Source organism: Labrys methylaminiphilus subsp. lupini (assembly GCF_051161885.1).
In the GTDB taxonomy this organism is placed as follows: Bacteria; Pseudomonadota; Alphaproteobacteria; order Rhizobiales; family Labraceae; genus Labrys.
In genome coordinates, this window is the sequence record NZ_JBMDIH010000001.1 from 4,186,127 (window position 1) to 4,210,406 (window position 24,280).

Here is a 24,280-nt window from a genome sequence, read left to right on the forward strand (position 1 = left end):
GCCCGATCCCTCCTGGCTCAGGCCCAGCCGAACAAGGTGGGTTCCGGCTTTGGCAGGGCGCCCTCGATCTCGAGCAGCCGGCGCTTGGTCTCCACGCCGCCATAGGCCGAGAAGCCGCCGAACTTGCCACCGGCCGCCATCACCCGGTGACAGGGCATCACGATGGTGAAGGGGTTCTGCCCCATGGCCTGGCCGACGTCGCGCGCCAACAGGGGATCGCCCAATTGCTTGGCGATCTCGCCATAGGTCATGGTGGAGCCGGGAGGGATGCCCCGCGCCACGGCATAGACCCGGCGATTGAATTCCGGCACTGCCGTCATGTCGAGCTCGATGAAGCCGAGATCGGCTGTCTCTCCCGCCAGCAGGGCTTGGATGGCCGCGATGGCCTGGCGAACCAGCGCCGGCGGTTCGGCCTCGATCGCACCCGGCAGGGAGCGCAGCATGCGCGCCCGCAGGCCCGTCGGACTGTGGGATGGCAGTTGCACACTGACCAGGCCCTTATCGCCCCAAGCGAGGGCGCAAGTGCCGATTTCGGTGTCGAACAAGGCAAAATGGGGGGAAGTCATCGCTTCGTCTCCCTGTGATTGAACTTGCCGCGATATCACCGCAAAAAGTCCCGCGCTTCCACCCGATATCTATGGTCGGCAAGTATAGTCCGCCAGTCCGGTGCTGTCCCCTGGAGCAAAGCGTAGGCCGGCAAAAATGCTTCCTTATTCTAACCCACTGATCTCCAAGGCATCTTTGCAATCCCTGGCGGGGTCCGTCAAAGCGCAAGGCATTTTCATCGCATCGCCAGCCGGGTGCTTACTTTACCAAACGGCATCGCCAGACAGGCGTTTGCAAACTCAAACCGCTCCAAACAAGAGCTGGGCGCGAGAAAATCCGTTCATATCCGTTGAAAAAGCAGGATTTCCGTGCGTTTCCGGTGTACATGCGATGGCGATATCGAACCGGTCATGCGATAACGCCATCGGACGAATCATCGAAAGGATAACATCATGCCCGTCAGCACCAGCGATCTTGCCGACCGTATTGCCGCCGCTCATGGCCTGACTAAGACTGCCGCTAAGGCAGCTGTCGAGGACGTTCTGAAAGGGATCACCGAGGCGGCTGTCAAGGGTGAGGAAGTCTCCCTGAACGGCTTCGGTAAGTTCAAGGTGCAGGCCAAGCCCGCACGCGAAGGCCGCAACCCTTCCACCGGCGCCACGATCAAGATCGCCGCTTCCAAGAAGGTGGTCTTCCAGCCTGCCAAGGCGCTCAAGGATGCCGTGAACGGCTGATTTCGCGGGCCGCAAGCCCCGTTTCAAACACGGGACGGTGTCAGCTAGACACCGTCCCGTTTTATTTTGCGCATACCATTTCGATCTCAGGCAGGCGGCATTGCAAGGCCGCAGCCGCGCAGAACGATATCGCCGATGGCGAGCGCGGCCGCCTCGAAATCCTTCTTGGTCAGCCGGCTGACTTCCATGGCATCGCAGGCCAGCACCTCGAAATCGGCGTAGAATTGTGTCGTGCTCCACAGCATGATGAAGAAATGCGGAATGGCGATCGGCGCCATCCTGCCGGCAGCGACCCAGCCTTCGACCACGGCCGCCTTGGCGCGGGTCGCCTGCTGCACGTGGCTGCGGGCCGCCTTGTCGAGAAATTTCGCACCGCTGAGAATCTCGTTGGCGAACAGCTTGGACTGGGCGGCGAAGCGGCGTGAATAATCGAGCTTGGCCCGGATATAGGCCATGATGGCTTCGGCCGGATCGCGCCCGGGCTGCAGTTCCTCAAGCGCCGTATCCCAACTGGCGATCAGCCGGCCGATCAAGGCACGGTAAATATCCTCCTTGCCCGGGAAGTAGTAATAGACGTTCGCCTTGGGCAATCCTGAATGTTCGGCGACCTCGGCGATCCGCGTCCCGTCGAAACCCTTGCGGGCGAACAGGTCGATAGCAGCGGCCAGGATCGCCGCCTCGTTGCGGGCCCGGATGCGTTCCTCGTTGTCCGAGCCATCCTTGCGCGCCTTCTTTGCGCTGGTCGTCGCCACCTTGTCCTCCCGCACTCTCGAGATGCGTCCGTGCTCCGGAAATGCCGGTATCGGAACCCAATGTCAAAACCTGACCGAAACGTCAGATTTTTTCAACTCATAACTTGACGTTTTGGTCAGGTTTTGACTATCCTTCATGCAACGAGGGGGATGCAGCGGCGATGTCGACATCATTGCGCGAAGTCATGCGGGACGTGCTGGATGGCTGGCAGGCCGATCTGCCGCCCGCCTGGCGCGACATCCTCGGCCCGGTCGAACTGGGCTTCGCCGACATGGATGCCGGCCTGACGCTGGAGCCGTGGGAACCGGTCTTCCCCGTACGCAAGGGGCGCCTCTTTCCCGGGCAACCCAAGGGCGCGCATATGCTGCGCGCCTTCGACGGTCTCGCCCCCCACCAGGTGCACTGCGTGGTGCTCGGCCAGGATCCGTATCCGAGCCCCGACTTTTCGACCGGCCGCGCCTTCGAGGCCGGCAATGTCGCCGAATGGCGCGAGCTGGAGAAGATGTTCTCGGTCTCCATCCGCACGGTGATGCAGATGATCGTCGCCGCCCGCACCGGTGAGGGCAGCTGGACTGGCAGCATCGCCGATTGGCCGCGCCTGCGCTCCGCCATCGAGGCCGGCGCCGTCGCACTCGAGCCGGCCAATGCCGTCGCCGATCGCTGGGTTGCCAGCGGTGCCCTGCTGCTCAACGCCTCGCTAACCCTCAGCCGCTTCCAGGTCTCCATCGATCCGCATCAGAGCCGGGGCCACCTACCGCTGTGGCGGCCGCTGATGCTGGCGGTGTTGCGCCATCTCGCTGGTTCCGGACAGAAAGTGATCTTCCTCGGCTTTGGCGAGGCGGCGGCGCAGACCCTCCGGGCAGCCGGCATCATGGAGGGCGACGACTGCATCCTGCGCGAGCATCCGGCCCGGGGCGACGCGGTGCTCGGCCTGCCCAATCCCTTCATTCTCGGCAATGAGCGTCTCAAGGCGCTCGGCGCTGCCCCGATCGACTGGTAAGGCCATGCGTAACGATGCCGAATACGACTATGTGATCATCGGCGCCGGTTCGGCAGGCTGCGTCGTCGCCAATCGTCTGTCCGCGGATCCCGGCAACCGCGTGCTGCTGCTCGAAGCGGGCGGACGCGACCGCAATCCCCTGTTCCGCCTGCCCATGCTGATGGGCAAGCTCTTCAATTCCGGCCTCTACAACTGGAATTACCGCACCGAGCCCGAGCCCCATCTCAACAACCGCACGCTCTATTGGCCGCGCGGCAAGGCGCTTGGCGGCACCTCCACCATCAACGGCATGATCTATGTGCGCGGCAACGCCCATGACTATGACCGCTGGGCGCAGATGGGCCTGCCGGGCTGGTCTTATGACGAGGTTCTTCCCGCTTTTCGTCGCTCCGAAACCCATGTCGAACGCAATGGCAGCTTCCATGGTACCGAGGGCGCCCTCACCGTCTGCCGTGCCCGCGGCCGCAACGGGTTGTTCGATGTCTTCATCGAGGCCGGCGTGCAGGCGGGCTATCCCCGCAATGATGATTTCAACGGGGCCGAACAGGAAGGCTTCGGGCGCTACGATTTCACCATCCGCAAAGGCAAGCGCTGGTCGACTTCCCATGCCTTCCTGCGACCGGTGCTCGACCGGCCCAATCTCACGGTAGAGGTGAACGCGCTCAGCCAGCGCATCCTCGTGGAGAACGGGCGCGCTGCCGGCGTCCTGTTCACGCAGGGTGGGCGGCCGTGCACCGTGCGGGCCAGACGGGAAGTGATTTTGTGCGGCGGAGCAGTCAACTCACCGCAATTGCTGATGCTTTCCGGCATCGGCCCGGCTGATGAGTTGGCTAAGCATGGCATCGCCGTACTTAATGATCTGCCGGGCGTGGGGCGAAACTTGCAGGACCATGTCGATTGCTGCCTGAGCTATGAATGCAAGCAGCCGGTGACGCTCTATGGCGATTTGCGCGCCGACAAGCTGATCGCCTCGGTCGCACAGGGCATGGTGCTGGGCACCGGCATCACCACCACCTTTCCCTATGAGGCCGGCGCCTTCATGAAGTCGCGGCCCGACCTGGTGGCGCCCGACATCCAGGCCCATTTCATGCCGGCGCTAGAGAAGACCGCCAATCTCCATTGGCCCAATCCCTTCCGCAAGCAGGCAGTGGAGGCCAATCACGGCTTCACAATCCGCGTCGGCCCGGTCAATCCGGAGAGCCGGGGCACCATCACGCTGCGCTCCGCCGATCCGGCGGCGCCGCCCCGCATCCGAGCCAATTACCTCGCCACCGAATTCGACCGCAAGACCATGATCACCGCCATCCGCATGATGCGTGAGGTCATCGCCCAACCGGCCTTCGATCCCTATCGCGGCAAGGAACTGGCGCCGGGGCCCGGCGCGCTCAGCGACGACGCGTTGCTGGAATGGCTGCGGGCTTCGGCCCTGACCACCCTCCATCCGGTCGGCACCTGCAAGATGGGCAATGATGCCGACGCCGTCGTCGATGCCGAGCTCAGGGTCCATGGCGTCGAGGGCCTGAGGGTCGCGGACGCCTCGATCATGCCGATCATCTCCAGCGGCAACACCAACGCGCCGACCATCATGATCGGCGAACGGGCTGCCGATTTCATCCTCGACGCCAAACCATGACGGAGGCACGGCGGCCATGATCATCGAACAGCGCACCTACAGCTTCAAGCCGGGCCAGCTCGACCGCTGGCTGAAGAAATACGAGACCGAAGGCCTGCCGATCCAGAAGAAGCATCTGGGCACCTTCATGGGCCTATGGGTCAGCGAGATCGGCCCGCTGCACCAGATCGTGATGATGTGGGCCTATCAGGGCCTGGGCGATCGCGAGACACGACGCGCCGCCATGGCCGCGGATCCGGCGTGGACCAAGTTCATCGGCGAGGTCTGGGGCCTGGACGCCATGATCTCGCAGGAGGTCAAGATGCTCAAGCCGACCTCGATCTGCCCGCCCTTGCCGGCGGCCTGACGGCCCGGGGCGCTGAAGCTCCCCGGAGAACAACAAAAATCAACACCATCCAAACCAAAAAAGGGAACTGACAGATGACGAAGACTCCCTCCGTTTCAGGCCTGTTCCGGTATTCGGCATCACGCCGCCAATTCCTCATCGGCACCGCAGGCGTGGCGGCCTTCGGCCTGCTGTCGAGCCAGGCCCGGGCCGCCGAAGGCCTGGTGGCACTGGTCCATACCCAGGCGGCGGGCGACAACGGCCCGGTCGACGGCATGATCGCGTCGCTGAAGAAACTGGCCGGCGAAAAGGGCTTTGCCACCCGCATCATCTATGCGCAGGACGCCGCGACCTATGAATCGATCTTCCGCAGCCTCGGCGATGCCGGCGCCAGCGTGGTCGTCTCGACCTTCAACGAGGTCGCCGAGCCCTTCAAAGCCGTGGCGCCCGAATATCCCAACACCAAATTCGTGCAGCTCTACGCCGACCCATTCGAGCCCGCGATCCCGAATGTGGTGACGGTGGCCTATGACTATTATCTGGGCTGCTATCTCTCGGGCCTGTTCGGCAGCCGCATCTCCAAGACCGGCGCGATCGGCTATATCGGCGGCGCCAGCATTCCCGGCCAGATCGCCGATCTCAACGCCCTCAAGGCCGCGGCCGCTGTGATCGGCCCCAACATCAAGTTCACCGGGGCCTTCGCCGGCTCGTTCCAGGATCCCGCCAAGGGTCATGAGATCGCCAATCAGTTGTTCCAGTCCGGCGTCGACTATATCCAGACCGACTCAGCCGCCACGGATACCGGCATCATCCAGGCCGCCACCGAAGCGCCCGGCCGCCTGGTCAGCGCCATCTCCAGAGAGCAGTACAAGCTCGGCCCCAAGGCGGTGGCCGCCATCGTCAAGCTCGATTTCGGCCTGTCGCTCTATCAGGAAGTCAGCAAGGCGCTGACCGAGGGCTGGAAGGGACATCACGTCGCCACCGGCATCGATACCGGCGTGATCGACTTTGAGCTCTCCGACACCTTCCTCAAGGAAGGCCCGGCCGATCTCGTTGCCAAGGCCAAGGAGATCTGGCCCGACATCGAGAAGGCAAAGAAGGAGATCATCGCCGGAACGCTCAAGGTGCCGCTCAACACCGCGCTCTAGAGCCCCCCTGCCTCCTCCTCCTCGTCGCGCGCCGGCTTGCCCCTGGCCGTGACGAGGCGCAGTGCTCCATCCGACAGGTTGCGGCCCGATGGCCCGCGTATCCGGGAAGACCACCATGCCCCAGCACGCCCTCGAATGCGGCGATGTCAGTGTCCTCTTCGGCGAGGTTGCGGCGCTCAGGCAGGTGAGCCTGGGCTTCGAGGCCGGCCGCATCCATGCCGTCGTCGGGCAGAACGGCGCCGGTAAGACGACCTTTGCCCGGGTCTGCGCCGGCATCGTCAGGCCTTCCTCCGGGCAATTGCTGATCGGGGGACAACCCGTACCGCTCGGCAAGGTCAATGCCGCCCGTGCCGCCGGGGTCGAGCTCGTGCATCAGAGCTTTGCCCTGCCGCCCTCCTTCACCGTCGCCGAGGCCATGGAATTCGGCGCGCAAGGGCGGGGGGCGTTGTTCTCCGCCAAGGCTCTGCGCGCCCGCTGGGCCACCCATCTCGAAGGCCTCGGTGTCAAGGTCGATCCACGCGCCCGCATCCGCGACCTGCCGGTGGAGACCCGCCAGGCGGTCGAGATCGCCCGCGCTTTGGTAACCGATGCCCGTATCCTCATCCTGGACGAGCCGACCGCCGTGCTCTCGCCCTCGGGTATCGAGACCCTGTTCGAACGGCTGCGTGGCCTGCGCGAGCGCGGCGTCACCATCATCCTCATCCTGCACAAGATCCGCGAGGTGCTCGGTATCGCCGAGACGGTCAGCGTCCTGCGCGGCGGGCGCCTGATCGAGGCCTGCGTGCCCGTGAGCGAGATCGATGCCACCCGCCTCGCCAACTCGATCATCGGTACCGCCGCCGGCCTCGACAAGGCGGACAAGGCCGCTCTCGTCGGCGAGGGCGCCAACGCACCTCCCGCCCACGACATGAAGCCATCCACCGGCGCCCCCATCCTCGAGATGAAGGCCGTCACCACCCGTCCCGACGGTGAAGGGCGTCCGCTCGAGCGGGCCGATCTCGCCATCCGCGCCGGCGAGATCGTCGGCATTGCCGGTGTCGAGGGCAACGGTCAGCAAACTCTGGTCCGTGCCCTCGCGGGGCTTGTCGGCCTGGAGCGTGGCACCATTGCGCTCGATGGGCTGGATGTCACCAGGCGCCCCGTGCTCGAGCGCCGCGCCGCCGGCCTGCGCATCATTCCCTTCGACCGCAACAGCGAAGGACTGAGCCTGACCAGCTCGCTCTGGGAGAACTGGGCCGCCCGCAACCTGCTGCTGGGACGCATCCTTTCCTTCATTGCTCCCGCGCGGCTGAGGAAGGCCTGCCAGGCCAGCCTGCACGGGTGGGACGTCCGTTTCTCCACCACGACCCAACCGGCCGGCTCGCTCTCGGGAGGCAATGCCCAGAAGGTCATCCTCGCCCGGGAGATCGACGAGACGGCGCGGCTGGTAATCGCGGCCCAGCCCACCCGCGGCCTCGACATCGGCGCCACCGCCTTCGTCTGGCGCGCGCTCAGAGCTTGCCGTGACCAGGGCTGCGGCGTGCTGCTGATCTCCTCGGATCTCGACGAGCTCTTCGACATCGCCGACCGGGTGGTCGTGATGTTCTCCGGCCGCATCGTCGCCGAGTTCACCGCCCCCTTCGAGATAGCGGCCGTGGGACAGGCCATGGTCGGCGACGTCGCCCTGGAGGAAGCCGCATGACCGCCCGCCTCCTTTCCATCCTGCGCGCCGTCAGTTTCGTAGCCCTGGCACTGGGCTTGTGCGGCATCGTGTTCGAATTTGCCGGCTACTCGGCTCCGGAGATGTTCCGCAGCATCGCCGACGGCGCCTTCACCTCACCCAATGCGCTGATGAAGAGTCTGCGCTGGGCCCTGCCGCTGGTGATCACCGCCGCCGGCGTGCTGGTCTGCTTTCGCTGCGGCTATTTCAACGTCGGCGCGCAGGGCCAGTTCTACCTCGGCGCCATCGGAGCTGCGACCGCCGTCGAATTGCTCAACGGGGCACCCGCATTGGTGGTGGTGCCATCGGCCATGCTGGCCGGCATGCTGGCGGGCGCCCTGTGGGCGGCCTGGCCCGGCTTCCTCAGGCTGCGCTACGGCACCGATGAGGTGATCACCACGCTGATGGGCAATTTCATGGCCGGCCTGCTCCTGGTCTATGTCACCTCCGGCCCGCTGAAGGATCCCTCCGGCACCGGACAGGTCACGGCAAGCCGGCCCGTCGCCTCCACCTACCGCATCGCCACCTCGGTCGGCGTCTCGCCCACCATGATCGCGCTGTCCGTGCTGGTTCTGGTGCTGGTCTGGCTCCTGGTGAACCGCACCGCTTATGGCGTGCTCTCCAGCCTCGCCGGCCGCAATGCGGTGATGATCGCGTGGCAGGGCGCCCGGCTCTCCCGCCTTGGGCTGTCGGCCTTCCTGATCAGCGGCGCGCTGGCGGGCCTCGCCGGCTCGATCGAGCTGCTCGGTCCCAATGGCCGCCTGGTCAGCGGCTTCCTGCCCGGCCATGGCTTCACCGCGATCCTGATCGCCCTCGTCGCGGGGCTCTCCGTGGCCGGCGCGGCCATCGTCTCGCTGTTCTTCGGCGGCCTTGCCGCCGCCAGCCTCTATCTGCCGGTGATCGCCGGCCTGCCGGCCGCCGCCATCGACGTGATCAACGCCGCCATCGCCCTGTTCATCACGGCGCGCACCTGGCTGCTGCCCGGCTTCATCAAGCGGCGCCTGCCGGCGCGGAGGACCCAGCCATGAGCGACATCCTCATTGCCATCCTGCGCTCGGGCACACCGCTGATCTATGTGGCCATGGCCGGCATGCTGGCCCAGCGGGCCGGCATCTGGAATCTCGGCCTGGAAGGGCTGATGATCGCGGGCGCCTGCGCCGCTGCCGTCGGCACCGCCAAATCCGGCTCGGTCGCCTTCGGCCTCGGCCTTGCCATCGTCGTCTGCGTGCTCGGCTCGATGCTGCTGTGGTTCGTGGTCGAGAAGCTGCGCGCCCATCCCATCATCGCCGGCCTCGGCCTCACCGGCCTCGGGCTCGGCGGCACGGATCTCGCCGTCCAGGCCATCTATGGCAGCCAGGCCTCGGTGATGGCCGGCCGGGGACTGCCCCGGCTCGGCGAGGCCTTCGGCCCCTTCGGGGTGCTCTCCGTGCTGGTGATCGCCATGCCCTTCGTGGTGCTGGCGCTCTGGGTCATCGTGCGGCGCACCCGCTTCGGCCTGCAATTGACGGCCTGCGGCGAACATCCCTTCGCCGCCCGCAGCGTGGGCGTGGCGCCGGCCCGCATGCGCCTGATCGCCCTGATGGGCGGCGGCGTGCTCTGCGCCCTCGGTGGTGCCGAACTGGCGCTCGGCACGCTCCAGCTCTTCAGCATCAACATGACGGCCGGCCGCGGCTTCATGGGCTTTGCCTCGGTGATCTTCGGCGGCGGACATCCCATCGGCTCGGCCCTGGCCGCGCTGTTCTTTTCCGTCGTCGATGCCCTCGGCATCCGGGCCCAGCTCGTCTTCGGCGACAAGGTGCCCCGCGATCTCCTGCTCGCACTGCCCTATCTGGCCACCGTGCTGGGCGTGTGGATCAGCGGGCAGCTGCGCGGCGGCGTCAAGGCAGCCGCGACCGGCGGCGAATTACGGGATTACTGACAATGACGGCCTTTGCCCAACGCCACGCGATCAGCGATGTCTGCATCCTCACCGCGGACATCGAACGCTCGATCGCCTTCTACACCGACAGGCTCGGCTTCACCCTGAAGCACCGCGCTCCCGGTTTCGCCGATTTCAACGGCGCCGGGCTGACACTGGCCCTATGGGACATCGGCCATATCAGCCATCATGCCGGCCTGTCGGCCGAGCGCGGTTCGGGCCATCACAATGTGCTGATCGCCGTGCTGATGTCCTCGCCGGCCGAACTGGATGCCTGCCACGCCGAGCTCGCCGCCAAGGGCGTGGCCTTCGAAAGACCCCCAGCCGATTATGCCTGGAATGCGCGCTGCTGCTATTTCGCCGGCCCGGATGGAGAGGTCTGGGAGCTCTATGCCTGGCTCGACGGCGGTGCGCCAGGGAAACTGGCATGAGCAGGGTCCTGATCCGCAACGCCACCATCCTTGCCATGGGCGGCGAGCATGGCAGCACGCCCTTCGGGGGCGATATCCTGGTCGAGGGCAATTGCATCGCCGCCATCGGCCCTGATCTCGGCGACCACCCCGGCGCGAGGCTGATCGACGGGCGCGGCCGGCTGGTGATGCCGGGCCTCGTCAACGCCCACACCCATTCCGGCGAAACTTTCTTTCGGGGGCGTTATGAACGCCTGCCGCTGGAATTATGGCTGCTCTATGCCTATCCGCTGCTGATGGGCCCGCTGCTGCCGCCGCGCCTGCTCTATCTGCGCACGCTGCTGCTCGCGATGGAATCACTGAAGGGCGGCGTCACCCTGCTGTGCGACGATTTCTTCGACCCGCCCCGTCACGATCTCGACCGGCTCGGCACCGTGTTCCGTGCCTATGAGGATGCCGGTATCCGCGCCAATGTCTCCAGCGCGGTGATGAATATCCACCCACTCGATGCCGTCGCCTATGGCCGGCAGATCATGCCGGCAGACCTGCAGGCGAAACTCGATTTCGGCCCGCCGATTACCGCGTCCGCCTATGTCGATTATTGCCGCTCCGCCCTGGCGGCCTTCCAGGACAGGGCCGGACGGCTGCGCTTCATGATCGCTCCCTCCGCGCCCCAGCGCTGCACGCCCGAGCTGATGCTGGCCTGTAACGAGCTGGCCCGGCAATGGCGCGTGCCGTTCCATACCCACATCCTGGAAACCAAGACCCAGGCGGTGACCGGCGAACTCCTCCACGGCAAGAGCCTGATCCGCTACCTGCACGATCTCGGCCTGCTCCATTCCGGCATCACCATTGCCCATTCGGTCTGGGTCGACGAGGACGATATCGCCCTGATGGGCGCGGCGGGCTGCTCGGTGGCTCACAATGCCGTCTCCAATCTGAAGCTCGGTGCCGGCATCGCGCCGCTCCGCCGCCTCATCGATGCCGGCGTCACCATCGGCCTCGGCACCGACGGCGTCTCATCGAACGACAGCGCGCGCATCTTCGACGTCATGCGCACGGCTGCCCTGGTACAAAGTGCCACCGGCCCCGATCATGAACGCTGGGTCTCCGCCCGGGAAATCCTCAACGCCGCCACGCTGGGCGGCGCGCATACGGCCCTCCTGGGAGAGCTCACCGGCTCCCTTGAAGTCGGCAAGCGCGCCGACCTGATCATGCTTCGGCTCGACAGCCTCGCCTTCACACCGCTCAACGACATCGTCAGGCAGCTGGTCTATGCCGAGAACGGCGCTTCGATCGAACGCGTGATGGTCGAGGGCGAGATCGTGGTGGAACAGGGCCTGTTGACCCGCATCGACGAGGAAGCCGTCCTGGCCGAGATCCGCGAGGCCATGCCGGCTTTCCTGACGGAGCATGCCGAGATCGAAGCCCGCAACGCCATCTTCCATCCCTATTTCGAGCAGATGCATCAGCGCGCCACGGCCCTGGATGTCGGCATGGACAGATATGCCGGAACGCGGGGGTGAGCGATACCACTTCCATTGAAGCCTGACCGTCATTCCCGGCGAGGCCATAGGCCGAGGGAAGGGGATCCAGGGGCCATAAGTTGAGCCCTCCAGCCCTGGATCCCCTTCCCTCGCCCTCTCTCGCTTTGCTCGCGAGCGGCTCGGCCCGGGATGACGGACTCACCTCTCCAGGTCCGCCAAAGCCCGCTGCGAGCGGCGTGATACATCGATAGCCGGAAGCCGTCTGGTCAAGCGGCCACTGGGCCTGACCGCCGCCCCGTCTCGACCAGGCCGGCCCAACGCCCCGGGGTCACCCCATAGGCCTTCTTGAAATGGCGTGTGAGGTGGCTCTGATCGGCAAAGCCGGTGGCGGCGGCGACCTCGGCGAGCGATTCGCCTGACGCAATCAGGGCGCGGGCCTGGCCCAGGCGCCGCATCAGCAGGAAGCGGTGTGGACTGGTGGCGAAAACCGCCCGGAAATGCCGTGACAGGGCGTAGCGATCGAGCCCCGCGATCTCCTCCAGTTCCTCCGAACGTACCGCCTCGAGAGCATGGGCCTCGAGATAGTCGCGCACCCGGTCGACCTGCCGCCAGGCCAGGCTGCCGAGAGGCTTGAGCGGTTGGCCGGCGTGGCGCGCCAGCCCCTGTGCCAGGCGGGCAATGAGATCGTCAGCGGCAAGCTGTTCCAGCCCGCGGTCGAGCGGGCCGAGCAAGCCGAGAATATCCTCGCGCAGCGCCGGATCGCTGAAAACCGGCTGGCGCAGGAAAGGCAGCGACACCGCGCCGTCGCCGAGCCCCCGCATCAGGAGCGAGGGTTCCAGATAAAGGATGCGGTAGTGCAATCCCTCTTCGGTGCCGGCGCCGCCATCATGCAGCTCATCGGGATGCAGCACCAGCACCTGCCCTGGCAGGCTGGCGCGCGATACGCCGCGGTAACGGAAGCTCTGGACACCGTCGAGGGTGACGCCGACGGCATAGGTATCGTGGCGGTGCAGCTCGAAGGCATTGCCGTGAAACCAGGCTTCCATGCGCTCGATGCCGGGCAGCGGCGGCGCGGTGCGGACGCTGTCGCCGCACGAACGTTCAAGACCCTGGAAGGCCTGCTGCCCTAGGGCTGACGGCGTGGTTCCGGTCCGGGGGGCAGCCTCCGGAGACTTTGACTCGAAAGTCGTCATTCATGTTCGATACCAAGTTTGCCATCGTGTTGCGAGACGATCTTGCCTCCTGGCAGGCACTCAACGTCACCGCCTTCCTCACCAGCGGCATCATCGCCCAGACACCCGACATGATCGGCGAGCCCTATCGTGATCGCGCCGGGCGCTTCTACAATGCCCTGTCGGTGCAGCCGGCGATCGTGCTGGCGGCCGACGCGGAAACGATGAGCGCGATCCACCGCCGCTCGCTCGACCGGGGCATCAGGACCTCGCTCTATATCGAGGAGATGTTCAAGACCGGTCACGATGCCGCCAATCGCGCCGTCTTCGCCGATTACGCCGTCGACGATGCCAAGGTGGTCGGTATCGCGCTCCGGGCGGACAAGAAGGTCGTCGACAAGATCGTCAAGGGCGCGAAAATGCACCCCTAGGGCAGGGCGATTCGAATGCTCAAACCTCGAACTCGTCCAGCCTGACCGGACGGTTTTCGGCGAGCGAGCGGTATCCGGCCTCCACCAGCGCCATGGTGCGGACATTGTCGCCGGCCGAGAGCTGGGGGGTGGTCGCCATCTTCACCGCATATTGCAATTGCTCCATCACGCCGATGAAGGCCTGCGGAAACCATTTGCTCGTCCAGCTCGGGCTGACCCAGCGCCCGCCGGTCGCCGTCATCGAGGCATAACGCAGGGTGGAGGGCGTACCATCCGGCCAGCCGATGGTGCCCTGCGCCACGCCGTCGGTGCCCTCGACCCGCCACTTGATGTAGACGTCGGAATCGAAGCCCTCCTGCCGCGGCCCCGACCAGACGTCCTCCATGGAGACCGCGAGCAGGCCGGAGGGGAATTTCAGCGTGGAAACCGTGATGCCGTCGGTGTGCTCGAAACGGGTGCGCGGATCGGGGCGGGCGGCGGTGTAGATTTCGCTGGGCTCGCCGAACAGGAAGCGCAGCACGTCGAGGTGATGCACGCTCATATTGGCGAGGGTCAGCCGGTCGTAATCCGCCAGGAACCCCTGCCAATGCGGGATGGCGCGCATCTCGATGGTGGCGAAGACCGGACTGCCCAGCTCGCCGCGATCGAGAATCTGCCGCAGCACCCGCATCGCCTGGTCGAAGCGCATGTTCTGGTTGACCGATAGGATCTTGCCGGCGGCATCGGCCTCGTCGCGCAGGCGGCGGGCCTCCTCAAGAGTCAGCGCGAAGGGTTTCTGGGCAAGGATACCGCGAATATGGGGCGCGGCCAGCGCCCGCCGGATCAGGGCTGGCTGCTGGTCCGGCGGAAAGGCTATGTCGAGAATCTCAACTCTTTCGTCCGCGATCAGCGCCTCGGGCGTGTCGTGCACGGTTGGGATGGCGTAGCGCCCAGCGACGGCCGCCGCCTTCTCCCGGGTGCGCGAGGCGATGGCGACCACGGGAAAGCCGGCCTCGCGATAGGCGGCGAGCTGCACGTCGGCCATGATCATGCCGGCGCCGATGCAGCCGATGCGATAATCACGCGTGCGGATCTCGACATCGGGGCTGAAAGGCCCGGCAGGATCGGTCATCGCCTCAAGCCTTCACATTCGCCACCGAACCGCCGGTCACCCGCACGAGTTCGGCCGGCGTGGTGCGGAAGGCATGGGTCGGCGACCCCGCCGCTGCCCAGACAGGATCGAGGGCAAGCAGGTCCTCGTCGATCAAAATGAGGGCCGGCGCGAGATGCCCGACCGGCGCCACGCCGCCCACCGCAAAGCCAGTGGTGGCTTCGACCCAGGCCGGATCGGCCCGCTCGACCTTGCGGCCGAGGGCGGCGCCGACCTTGGCGCGGTCGATGCGGTTGATGCCTGACGCGACCACCAGGATCGGCATCTCGCCCGAGCGGAAGATGATCGACTTGGCAATCTGCGCCACGCTGCAGCCCACGGAAGCGGCAGCCTCGGCCGCGGTATGGGTGCCCTCGGCGAACATCGCGATAGTGTCGGGATGCCCGGCCTGCAGCAGGGCCTGGCGGACCCGGTCAATGGCTTGCGTCATGAAATCGTCCTCATCCGAAAGCCGGGAAGGTTAGGGCAGGCCGGCGAGGGTGCCAAGCGAAGCATGGTTGTCCTGGGATCGCAGGCGTCTCGCCTGCTTTTGGAAGCGCCGCGCTTAGGAAAGACAGAGGCAGGCGAGATGCCTGCGATCCCAGGGATACCCCATCAGGACAGCGCGTAGCAAAAGCGCGGAATCAGGCCGTTCTCGCGGGCCTCGCGTTCCAGCCCCTCGCGAAAATCGGGATGGGCGAGGCCGATCAGGGCCTTGGCCCGCTCGGCCACCGAACGCCCCTTCAGATTGACCATGCCATATTCGGTGACGACATACATCACGTCCGTCCGCGGCGTGGTGACCACATTGCCCGGCGTCAGATTGAGCACGATGCGGCTGCGGCGATCGCCACGCTTGTCGAAGGTCGAGGACATGCACAGGAACGACTTGCCGCCCCTGGAGGCATAGGCACCGCGCACGAATTGGAGCTGGCCGCCGGTGCCCGAGATATGGCGATGGCCATCGCTCTCGGAGGCAGCCTGGCCCTGCAGGTCCATCTGCGTGGTATTGTTGATCGACACCACATGGTCGTTCTGCGCGATATTGTGCGGCAAATTGGTGTAGTCGACCGGGTAGGATTTGAAATCGGGGTTGCGGTCGATCGCTTCATATTGGCGGCGCGAGCCGGCCGCGAAGGTGAAGGCCGAGCAGCCCCGGTCGATATTCTTGCGCGCACCGGTCACCAGGCCGGCGTCATAGAGCGAGACGATGCCGTCAGTCATCATCTCGGTATGGATGCCGAGATCATGGATGCCGCTGTCCTTGAGGATGGTGCAGACGGCGTTGGGCATGCCGCCGATGCCGATCTGCAGGCAGGCGCCGTCGTCGATCTCAGCGACGATGCGGGCTGCGACTGCCCGGTCGATCTCGCTCGGCTCGGGATTGCCGATCTCCGGTGCCTTCTGGCCGTCACCCTCGATGATGTGGTCGACTGCGCTGACATGGATGCGGTTGCCCTCGCCAAAGACATAGGGCGTATCCTCGTTGACCTCGACGACAACGGTGCGGGCCCGTTCGAGGATGGCCTCGACATAGGTAGCGCCGCCGCCGAAGTTGAAATAGCCCTCCGCATCCATCGGTGCCGTCTTGATCACGACAATGTCCACGGGATCGATGAAGCGGCGATAGAAGTCCGGCGCCTCGCCGAAATTCATCGGAATGTAGTTGCAGCGTCCGGCATCGTGCTGCTTGCGGTCATAGCCGGAGAAGTGCCAGTTGAACCAGCCGAAATGCTCGCCATTGGGATCGCATTCCTGGGTGGCGCGCGCCCGCATGGTGAGGCAGTGGCGGATCTTGACGTCATGGAGTTCGTCGCGCCGGGCGGCGAGGGCCACCTCGAAGGCATCTGGCTGGGTCAGCCCGAATCCATAGTCGAGCCACATGCCCGGCTTGACCCGCGCCGCCGCCTCGGCCGCCGTGATCTTGGTCGCCTGCTTGCCCCGAAGGCCAATGGTCATGGCGCTTCCTCCCAATCGTGACGGCGCTTTGCGCCCTTTGCGGCAGCTTCCCTGACGACCACAGCGCTGTCAACCAAAGGGGAGGGACGGACACGGCTTTCCGGAAGCCCGAGCATCCCGTCCGCTGACGCGGTGCGCCGATCTCCTTAGCGCCATCAGGTGATGGAGCGGGATCGGCGTCTTCCTTGAGCAAAATGCGGTGTTTCCAAAGATGCCGATCTGGAGGTCGACACACCGGACACACGCCGCCGACGAAAGGCCATTGCGTCCGTCAGCAATCTCATCTATATCCCTATTGAAATGAATATCACATAGTGAAATTTATTTCAATATTAATCGAAAGCACCGGGAAACAAGCCCGGCGAACACCATCGGGAGGTGAGGATGCCCATCAGGAAATGGCTCATCGGACTGGCTGCGAGCGCGGCCTTTGTCTCCGGCGCGAGCGCGCAGGCAGACAGCAAGTTCCGCTGCAAGGAAGGCGAGACCTATGTGATGAACGTCATGGTCTCGGGTGTGGAATATTGGTTCCCGGTCTATGAGGCCTTCAAGCAGGCCGCCCAGTCGATGGGTTGCAAGACGGCCTATACCGGCACGCCGGAATATGACGTCACCAAGCAGATCGCGAGCTTCGACCAGGCCCTGGCCAAGAAACCGGCGGGCATCCTCGTCCACCCGATGAATTCGGATCCCTTCATCGAGCCGATCAATCGCGCCGTCGACTCCGGCGTTTCGGTGGTGACCTTTGCGGCCGACTCGCCCAATTCCAAGCGCGCTTCCTATGTCACCTCCGACAATAACCGGGAAGGCAGCGCCGCCGCCGACATGGTCGCCAAGGCGCTCGACGGCAAGGGCGACTATGCCGTCTTGGAAAACCCCGGACAGGACAATCACGACAAGCGTGTCGCCGCCTTCATCGCCCGCATGGGCGAGAAATATCCCGGCATGAAGCTGGTCGGCCGGACCGCCACCAACCAGGATCCGAACAAGGCCTATCAGGCGGTGCAGTCCCTCGCCCAGGCCAATCCCAATCTCGCCGCTTTGTTCATGCCCGAGGCCAATTCGGCCCTCGGGGCAGCCCAGGCCTCCCAGGAGCTCGGCGGCAAGATCAAGGTGATGACCGCCGACGTGAACGGCAAGATCCTCGACATGATCAAGGCCGGACAAGTCTTCGGCTCTGTCAATCCCAATCAGGGCATCCAGGGCTATATGGGCTTCATGCTCCTGTTCATGGCCCAGCACCCCGATCTGATCGACCCCATGAACGATTGGAAGCGCGCCGGCTATAACCCGATGGGTGTCCCCTTCGTCGACAATGGCTTTGCCGTCGTCTCCAAGGACAATGCCGACGACTTCTATTGGGACGCCTATCTCAAGCGCCGCGGCACCAAGGGCATCGAGGAGTGAGGCAGCCCGCCTGCCTCTTCCAGCAGCTCCGCTATTCGAGGCTCGTTCAAGAATAGCCTCGGTGTCGCCCCGATGCGGCTCCCTACCTGGCATCCTCGCAAGCTTTGCTTGTGAGAGGGATCCAGAGGTCGATGTGCTGACTGACCTCTGGATCCCATTCCATCTCCTACGTCCCGCCAGTTTCCTTGCCATTATCCAGGACGAAGACCGGTCATGACCCAAGATCTCGCCCTTGAAGTGACTGGCATCAGCAAAGCCTATGGAGCGATCCAGGCCCTGCGCAATGTCAGCCTCAGCGTCCGCAAGGGCGAGATCCATGCCCTCGCCGGGGAGAACGGCGCGGGCAAATCCACCCTGATGAACATCATCGACGGCATCGTCAGGCCCGATACCGGCGAGATCCGCATCCGCGGCGAAAAGGTCGAGATCGGTTCGCCGGCTCGGGCACAGGCCCTCGGCATCGGCCTGGTGCACCAGGAGATCGCCCTGTGCGGCGGCATTTCGGTGGCCGAGAACATCTTCATGGCCGCCACCAACGCCCGCCGCGGCTTTTTCATGAATTATGGCGAGCTCCGCGAAAAGGCGCGCGCCCTCCTGGCCGATCTCGGCCGTATCGACCCCGACAGCCTGGTCGGTGATCTCACCATCTCCGAGCAGCAGATCGTCGAGATCGCCAAGGCGCTGACCCTAGACTGCTCGATCCTCATTCTCGACGAGCCGACCGCCGCGCTGACCGAGCGCGAAGCCGGCAAGCTCTTCGCCATCATGGCCGGCCTCAAGGCGCGCGGCATTTCCATCATCTATATCAGCCACCGCATGGCGGAGATCTTCGCCCATTGCGACCGCATCACCGTGCTGCGCGACGGCCAGCACGTCTCGACCGACGATATCGCCGACATGACGCCCGAAAGCGTGGTCGGCAAGATGGTCGGGCGGACCCTGGGCACGCTCTATCCGCCGAAGAACCCAGGCAGCGCCGAAGCGTCCGCCTTGATGAGTGTGGACGGCCTCTCCGACGGTGTGCATTTCAAGGACATCTCCTTCGAGCTCCGGCGCGGCGAGGTCTTGGGTGTCGCCGGGCTGATCGGCGCCGGCCGTACCGAAATGGCGCTCGGCATTTGTGGGCTGATGCGTCGCAGCGCCGGCAGGATCGTGCTCGACGGACGCGATGTCACGCCCTCGACCTATGCCGACAGTATCGCCAGCGGCATCGTCTATCTCTCGGAGGACCGCAAGGGGTCGGGCATCTTCCTCGATCTGCCGATCGCGGCGAATGTCTCGGCACTCGACCTCGGCCGTGTCTCCACCCGCATCGGCTTCGTCGATCGTGCGGCCGAACTGGAGCAGGCGCGCCGCCTCGGCGATCTCCTGCGCCTCCGCCGCGGCTCGCTGAACGATGCGGTCGCCACGCTGTCGGGCGGCAACCAGCAGAAGGTCGCCATCGCCAAGATGCTGTCGGTGTCCCCCAAGGTCATCCTGCTCGACGAGCCGACCCGCGGCGTCGATGTCGGCGCCAAGGCGGAGATCCATCGCATCCTGCGCGAACTCGCCGACCAGGGCACCGGCATCCTGGTGATCTCTTCCGAACTGCCCGAGCTGATTGGCCTCGCCGATCGCATCCTCGTCATCCACGAGGGCGAAATCGTCGGCGAGGTGACGGAAACGGAAATGACTGAAGACAAGCTGATCCGCCTCGCATCCGGATTGGGCAAAGACGCCGGGAGGGCGGCATGACTGTCATGGGTGAAACCTCAGTGAATCAAAAACACCCCGAAGCGCCGTCGCGCGCCCGTCTCGGCTGGCTGCGCGGTCTCGGCAACATGCGCGAACTCGGCCTCTTGCTGATCATCCTGGCTCTGTGCGTGGTGATGTCCTTCGCCTCGCCCTATTTCCTGACCTGGACCAATCTGCGCGCCATGACGATGTCATTCGCCGTCGAGGGCATCGTGGTGGTTGGCATGACCGTGCTCCTGATTGTCGGCGCCATCGACCTGTCGGTCGGCTCTGTCGTCTGCATCGCCATGGTCATCGGCGGCTGGCTCTTCCTGGCGGGCGTCGATCCCTGGCTCGCCAGCGCCATGGCGATCCTTGCCTGCTCCGCCATCGGCGCCGCCATGGCGCTGGCGGTCACGCGCATCGGCCTGCATTCCTTCATCGTCTCGCTCGCTTTCATGGTCATCATCCGAGGCCTGTGCCTGGCGATCACCGGCGGCACGCCGCTGTCGCTGTTCTCCCTGCCGCCGAGCTTCAAATTCATCGGGCAAGGCTCGGTCTACGGCGTGCCGGTGGTGATCCTGATCTTCCTGGCCGTGGTCGTCACCTTCGACCTCCTCCTGCGCAAGGCCACCCTGTTCCGCCGTGTGTTCTACACCGGCTCCAACGAACGGGCCGCCGCCTATTCGGGCATCCGCACGGCCCGGGTGAAGTTCTTCTGCATCGTGCTGTGCTCGACGCTCGCGGGAGTGGCCGGCGTCATCTACATGGCCCGCTTCGGGGCGGCGACGCCGACATTCGGCGTCGGCATGGAGCTCAACATCATCGCCGCCGCCGTGATCGGCGGGGCCAGCCTTAATGGGGGCTCGGGCACCATCCTCGGCGCCATCCTTGGCATGGCCCTTCTATCGGTGGTGTCGAGCTCGCTGATCCTGCTCGACGTCTCGCCCTACTGGCAGGACACCATCCGTGGCCTGATCCTGTTTGCCGCCGTCGCCTTCGATCACCTGCTACATAAGCGCAAGCAGGCCCAGACTCGTAAGGCATAGGACAAGCATCGTGGCAAAAGAGAACGAAGGCGACCAGCGGCTCCGCCGCATCCATCGGGTATTGGTCATGCATTACATCGAGGGCCTTTCGCAGGCGGAGATCGCCAAGCGCACCGGCCTGTCCCATCCGATGGTCAATCGCCTCGTCAAGGAGGGGCACGAGCGCGGCTATGTCCGGATCGAGGTGAAGTCGCCGCGCCAGGACTTGTTCGAGCTCGAACAGGCCCTGGCTGAGGCGAGCGGCCTCACCGAAGCGATCGTGGTGCCCTCCGCCTCCGACCAGGAGGGCGTCAACCTCCAGGCTGCCGGGCGTTCGGTCGCCGACCATATCCTCACCGTGCTCCGGGACGGCGACACCATCTGCGTCTCCGGCGGCGTCGGCGTCAGTGCCGTCATCCAGGCCCTGGCGCCCACCCGTGCCTATGACGTCACCGTGGTGCCGGCGACCGGCGGCGTGCAGGGCAAGCATTTCGTCGACGTCAACCACCTCGCCGCCCAGCTCGCCTCCAAGCTGCAGGGACGCGCCTTCCAGATCCATGCGCCGATCTTCGCGGCCTCGCGCGCCGAGCGGGATGTGCTGATGTCGCTGCAATCGGTCGGCGAAGTGCTGGACCGGGCGCGCGGCGCCCGCATCGCCCTGGTCGGCATCGGCTCGGTGCTTTCGGAGAGTTCGACCTATTTCAGCCTCCACGCCCCGGACGCCGGTGGGCTCGACGGCCTCAGGCAAAGCCGGGCGGCCGGGGAGCTGATTGCCCATCTCATCGATGCCGATGGCCGCCCCTGCGACTACCCCCTCAACGAACGCGTCGTCGCGCTCAGCCCCGAGGAACTCAGGGCCATCCCGATGACCATCGGCATCGCCACCGGCGCGCACAAGGCCGAGCCGATCGCCGGTATCCTGCGCGGCGGCTATCTCGACATCCTCGCCACCGACGAGGCGACCGGCACCCACGTTCTCGACATTCTCAAGAGGCCGACATGACCCCTCCGTTTCCCTTGCGCAAACTGGGCCACTCCGACATCGCAGCCAGCGCCATCGCGCTCGGTACCTGGGCCATGGGCGGCTGGATGTGGGGCGGCCATGATGACGAGGCCTCGATCGCCGCGATCCGCGCCTCCATCGACAAGGGCGTTACGCTGATCGACACCGCCCCGGCCTATGGCCTCGGCCGCGCCGAGGCGCTGGTGGGGCAGGCCGTCAAGGGCCGCCGCCACGAGGTCGTGATCGCCACCAAATGCGGGCTCAACTGGCATCACGGCAAGGGCAATCACTTCTTCGACGAGATGGGCCACAAGGTGCATCGCTATCTCGGCCGCGACGGCATCCTGCACGAGATCGAGCAGAGCCTGGCGCGCCTGCAGACCGACTATATCGACCTCTACATCACCCACTGGCAGGACCCGACCACCCCGGTGGCCGAGACCATGGACACGCTGCTCGAACTGAAGCGGGCCGGCAAGATCCGGGCCATCGGCGTCAGCAACGTCACCGCCGACGACCTGAAGGCCTATCTCGCCGCAGGCCCCGTCGACGCCATTCAGGAACGCTACTCCATGCTTGACCGCGAGATCGAGACCAGCCTCCTGCCGGTTACCGCGGCCAACGGCGTCTCCACGCTCAGCTATTCCTCGCTGGCGCTGGGACTGCTTACCGGCAAGATCGGGCCGGAGCGCGATTTCGACGGCGACGACCTGCGCAAGGACAATCCGCGTTTCTCGCGCGACAACCGGGCCCGCGTCGCCGATTTCGCCACAGAGGTGACCCCGATCGCCTCGGCCCATGGCGCGACGATCGCCCAGCTCGTGATCGCCTGGACCATCGCCCAGCCGGGCATCACCTATGCCCTGTGCGGGGCGCGCGACGAGCAGCAGGCCAGCGAGAATGCCGCCGCCGGACGGCTCGCTCTGTCGGCCGATGACCTCGCCGCCATCGACCGCGCCATCGCGGCGCATCTTGCTGCCGTCACGGCCTGACAGGGTGGAGTTGGTGGCATGACGCTCACCCGGGCGGAACGGCTCGACAGGCTGCGCGCAAAGGGCCACGCGGCGGTCCTTGTCGTCGGCGGCGGCATCAACGGCATCAGCGCCTTTCGCGAGCTTGCTCTGCAGGGGATCGATGTCGTGCTCGTCGAGCGCGGCGACTTCATGAGCGGGGCCAGCGCGGCGCCCTCCCGCATGATCCATGGCGGACTGCGCTATCTGGAGAATGGGGAGTTCGGCCTGGTGAAGGAGTCCCTGCTGGAGCGCAACCGCCTCCTGCGCAACGCCCCCCATTACGTCAGCGCCCTGCCGACCCTGGTCCCGCTGGCCAACCGCTTTTCCGGCACCGCCTCGGCGATCCGCCGCTTTTTCGGCGGGCGGCCGAAGCCGGGGCCACGCGGTGCCCTGATCGTGCGGCTGGGGCTCGCCCTCTACGATTTCTATGCCAGCCGCGAGCGCCAATTGCCGAAGAGCCGCTTCTTCGGCCGCCGCGCCACCCGCCTGAACTGGCCCGCCTTCCATCCCGACATCAGCTATGCCGCCCTTTATCATGACGCCAAGATCAGCCGGCCGGAGCAGCTCGGCCTCGAACTGATCGCCGATGCGGAGGCGGCCTCGCCCCAAGCGCTCGCACTCAACCATCTCGGTCTCTCCAGCCTGGATGGCACTGTCGCTGAACTCACCGACAGCCTGACCGGCGAGCGCATCACCCTTGCCGCCACGGTGATCGTCAATGCCAGCGGAGCCTGGATCGACCATACCAACACCCTGCTCTCGGGCCGGCAGAGCGCACTGATCGGCGGCACCAAGGGCTCCCATCTCGTCCTCGACAGCCCAGCCCTGTTGAACGCCATCGGCGAGCGCATGGTCTATTTCGCCAATCGCGAAGGGCGCGTGTGCATCCTGTTCGCCCATTTCGGTCATATCCTCGCCGGATCGACCGACATTCGCGTCGACACGCCCGACGGCGTGCGCTGCGAGGCTGGTGAAACCGCCTATATCCTGGAGTCGATCCGCGAGGTCTTTCCGGCCATCCCCCTGTCGGAAGCCGATATCCTGTTCCGCTTCGCCGGGGTTCGCCCCCTGCCGCGCGCCGATGCGAATGTGAACGCCGAGATCTCACGTGACCACAGCTGTGAATGGTCGACGCCTCCGGGGCCGGTTCCCATCCTCAACCTCGTCGGCGGCAAATGGACGACCTTCCGCGCTTTCGGTGCCCAGGCCGCGGATACGGTGCTGGCCCGCCTCGAGGCGACCCGCATGCTGTCGAGCGAGGCCATGGCGATCGGCGGCGGCAAGGGCTTTCCCCAAGGCGAAGCCGGACGCCGGGACTGGCTGCACCAGGCGGCCATCTCGACGGGAGCTTCGCAGGCGCGCTGCGCCGCCTTGTTCGAACGCTACGGCACGCGCATGCTCGATTTCACGCCCGGCGCCGACGATGCCCCCCTCGCCGGTCTACCGAGCTACAGCCGTGACGAGATCCGCTGGATCCTCGCCACCGGCCAGGTCGCCACTCTGGCCGATCTTGTTCTCCGGCGCATGACCATCGCCTTCAGCGGCGAGCTGTCGCTCGATGCGATCCACGAACTCGCCGCGCTGGCGGCTTCCTCTCTGGGCTGGAACCAGGCGCATACCCAAGTCGAGATCGACCGGCTGCTCACCCATCTCGATCACTTTCACGGCCTCGCGGCAGCGACGCTCGCGGCCCGCAATTCTTCACTTTCGGCCCCTTTTTTACCCTCCCCTGGAGGGGGAGGGCCGACGCGAAGCGTCGGGGTGGGGTGATT

General features: G+C 65.6%; 23 protein-coding genes. 17 read left to right on the forward strand and 6 right to left on the reverse strand.

Features of this window, described 5'->3' with window-relative positions:
* Window positions 1-17: 17 nt before the first annotated feature.
* Window positions 18-566 (reverse strand): methylated-DNA--[protein]-cysteine S-methyltransferase, encoded by a 549-nt coding sequence (locus ACN6KF_RS19780; RefSeq protein WP_434958488.1) that lies wholly within the window; start codon window positions 564-566, stop codon window positions 18-20.
* Window positions 567-998: 432 nt separating this feature from the next.
* Here ACN6KF_RS19780 and ACN6KF_RS19785 point away from each other — a divergent pair, with 432 nt between their 5' ends.
* Entirely contained in the window at window positions 999-1,280 is a 282-nt protein-coding gene (locus ACN6KF_RS19785; RefSeq protein ID WP_068297566.1) for an HU family DNA-binding protein, read from the forward strand.
* A gap of 86 nt (window positions 1,281-1,366) precedes the next feature.
* Here ACN6KF_RS19785 and ACN6KF_RS19790 read toward each other — a convergent pair whose 3' ends face one another.
* The gene (locus tag ACN6KF_RS19790; protein WP_434958489.1) at window positions 1,367-2,032 is read right to left on the reverse strand and encodes a TetR/AcrR family transcriptional regulator; all 666 of its coding nucleotides are present in this window, start codon (window positions 2,030-2,032) and stop codon (window positions 1,367-1,369) included.
* A gap of 161 nt (window positions 2,033-2,193) precedes the next feature.
* On the opposite strand from ACN6KF_RS19790, the gene ACN6KF_RS19795 reads away from it, so the two are divergent.
* From ACN6KF_RS19795 to ACN6KF_RS19835, 9 genes are all read left to right on the forward strand, one after another.
* On the forward strand, window positions 2,194-3,033 hold the full coding sequence (locus ACN6KF_RS19795; protein ID WP_434958490.1) for a uracil-DNA glycosylase family protein: 840 nt from the start codon (window positions 2,194-2,196) through the stop codon (window positions 3,031-3,033).
* A gap of 4 nt (window positions 3,034-3,037) precedes the next feature.
* Window positions 3,038-4,666, forward strand: coding sequence for a GMC family oxidoreductase (locus ACN6KF_RS19800; RefSeq protein WP_434958491.1), 1,629 nt, complete (start codon window positions 3,038-3,040; stop codon window positions 4,664-4,666).
* 16 nt (window positions 4,667-4,682) lie between these two features.
* Window positions 4,683-5,012: an NIPSNAP family protein gene (locus ACN6KF_RS19805; protein WP_311937788.1), complete on the forward strand. Its 330-nt coding sequence runs from the start codon at window positions 4,683-4,685 to the stop codon at window positions 5,010-5,012.
* 74 nt (window positions 5,013-5,086) lie between these two features.
* Window positions 5,087-6,139, forward strand: a complete 1,053-nt coding sequence (locus ACN6KF_RS19810; RefSeq protein WP_434958492.1) for a BMP family ABC transporter substrate-binding protein — start codon at window positions 5,087-5,089, stop codon at window positions 6,137-6,139.
* Window positions 6,140-6,254: 115 nt separating this feature from the next.
* Window positions 6,255-7,820, forward strand: coding sequence for an ABC transporter ATP-binding protein (locus tag ACN6KF_RS19815; RefSeq protein ID WP_434958493.1), 1,566 nt, complete (start codon window positions 6,255-6,257; stop codon window positions 7,818-7,820).
* Window positions 7,817-8,866 (forward strand): ABC transporter permease, encoded by a 1,050-nt coding sequence (locus tag ACN6KF_RS19820; protein ID WP_434958494.1) that lies wholly within the window; start codon window positions 7,817-7,819, stop codon window positions 8,864-8,866. Before ACN6KF_RS19815 ends, ACN6KF_RS19820 begins: the two co-directional genes overlap by 4 nt.
* Window positions 8,863-9,756: an ABC transporter permease gene (locus tag ACN6KF_RS19825; RefSeq protein WP_434958495.1), complete on the forward strand. Its 894-nt coding sequence runs from the start codon at window positions 8,863-8,865 to the stop codon at window positions 9,754-9,756. The genes ACN6KF_RS19820 and ACN6KF_RS19825 overlap by 4 nt, the downstream gene beginning before the upstream one ends.
* 2 nt (window positions 9,757-9,758) lie before the next feature.
* Window positions 9,759-10,187 carry a VOC family protein gene (locus tag ACN6KF_RS19830; RefSeq protein ID WP_434958496.1) on the forward strand — a complete coding sequence of 143 codons (429 nt, stop codon included), beginning with the start codon at window positions 9,759-9,761 and terminating at the stop codon, window positions 10,185-10,187.
* Window positions 10,184-11,692, forward strand: coding sequence for an amidohydrolase family protein (locus ACN6KF_RS19835; protein ID WP_434958497.1), 1,509 nt, complete (start codon window positions 10,184-10,186; stop codon window positions 11,690-11,692). The genes ACN6KF_RS19830 and ACN6KF_RS19835 overlap by 4 nt, the downstream gene beginning before the upstream one ends.
* Window positions 11,693-11,919: 227 nt before the next feature.
* On the opposite strand, the gene ACN6KF_RS19840 is transcribed toward ACN6KF_RS19835, so the two are convergent.
* Window positions 11,920-12,846: a helix-turn-helix domain-containing protein gene (locus tag ACN6KF_RS19840; RefSeq protein ID WP_434958498.1), complete on the reverse strand. Its 927-nt coding sequence runs from the start codon at window positions 12,844-12,846 to the stop codon at window positions 11,920-11,922.
* A gap of 2 nt (window positions 12,847-12,848) precedes the next feature.
* Between ACN6KF_RS19840 and ACN6KF_RS19845 the strand changes: the two genes are divergently transcribed.
* Entirely contained in the window at window positions 12,849-13,256 is a 408-nt protein-coding gene (locus tag ACN6KF_RS19845; RefSeq protein WP_434958499.1) for a DUF2000 family protein, read from the forward strand.
* 19 nt (window positions 13,257-13,275) lie between these two features.
* Here ACN6KF_RS19845 and ACN6KF_RS19850 read toward each other — a convergent pair whose 3' ends face one another.
* The 3 genes from ACN6KF_RS19850 to ACN6KF_RS19860 all read right to left on the reverse strand — a co-directional run bounded on the left by ACN6KF_RS19850 (window position 13,276) and on the right by ACN6KF_RS19860 (window position 16,344).
* Window positions 13,276-14,367 (reverse strand): Gfo/Idh/MocA family protein, encoded by a 1,092-nt coding sequence (locus ACN6KF_RS19850; RefSeq protein ID WP_434958500.1) that lies wholly within the window; start codon window positions 14,365-14,367, stop codon window positions 13,276-13,278.
* A gap of 4 nt (window positions 14,368-14,371) precedes the next feature.
* Window positions 14,372-14,836: a YbaK/EbsC family protein gene (locus tag ACN6KF_RS19855; RefSeq protein ID WP_434958501.1), complete on the reverse strand. Its 465-nt coding sequence runs from the start codon at window positions 14,834-14,836 to the stop codon at window positions 14,372-14,374.
* Between the two features lie 164 nt (window positions 14,837-15,000).
* Window positions 15,001-16,344, reverse strand: a complete 1,344-nt coding sequence (locus ACN6KF_RS19860) for an acetyl-CoA hydrolase/transferase family protein (RefSeq protein WP_434958502.1) — start codon at window positions 16,342-16,344, stop codon at window positions 15,001-15,003.
* A 495-nt stretch (window positions 16,345-16,839) separates the two neighbouring features.
* On the opposite strand from ACN6KF_RS19860, the gene ACN6KF_RS19865 reads away from it, so the two are divergent.
* The 6 genes from ACN6KF_RS19865 to ACN6KF_RS19890 all read left to right on the forward strand — a co-directional run bounded on the left by ACN6KF_RS19865 (window position 16,840) and on the right by ACN6KF_RS19890 (window position 24,278).
* Window positions 16,840-17,751: a substrate-binding domain-containing protein gene (locus tag ACN6KF_RS19865; protein ID WP_434959716.1), complete on the forward strand. Its 912-nt coding sequence runs from the start codon at window positions 16,840-16,842 to the stop codon at window positions 17,749-17,751.
* A gap of 213 nt (window positions 17,752-17,964) precedes the next feature.
* On the forward strand, window positions 17,965-19,485 hold the full coding sequence (locus ACN6KF_RS19870) for a sugar ABC transporter ATP-binding protein (RefSeq protein ID WP_434958503.1): 1,521 nt from the start codon (window positions 17,965-17,967) through the stop codon (window positions 19,483-19,485).
* 5 nt (window positions 19,486-19,490) lie between these two features.
* On the forward strand, window positions 19,491-20,513 hold the full coding sequence (locus tag ACN6KF_RS19875) for an ABC transporter permease (RefSeq protein WP_434959717.1): 1,023 nt from the start codon (window positions 19,491-19,493) through the stop codon (window positions 20,511-20,513).
* 10 nt (window positions 20,514-20,523) lie between these two features.
* Entirely contained in the window at window positions 20,524-21,495 is a 972-nt protein-coding gene (locus tag ACN6KF_RS19880) for a sugar-binding transcriptional regulator (protein WP_434958504.1), read from the forward strand.
* The gene (locus ACN6KF_RS19885; protein WP_434958505.1) at window positions 21,492-22,487 is read left to right on the forward strand and encodes an aldo/keto reductase; all 996 of its coding nucleotides are present in this window, start codon (window positions 21,492-21,494) and stop codon (window positions 22,485-22,487) included. Before ACN6KF_RS19880 ends, ACN6KF_RS19885 begins: the two co-directional genes overlap by 4 nt.
* Before the next feature lie 18 nt (window positions 22,488-22,505).
* On the forward strand, window positions 22,506-24,278 hold the full coding sequence (locus ACN6KF_RS19890; protein WP_434958506.1) for a glycerol-3-phosphate dehydrogenase/oxidase: 1,773 nt from the start codon (window positions 22,506-22,508) through the stop codon (window positions 24,276-24,278).
* Window positions 24,279-24,280 lie beyond the last annotated feature (2 nt).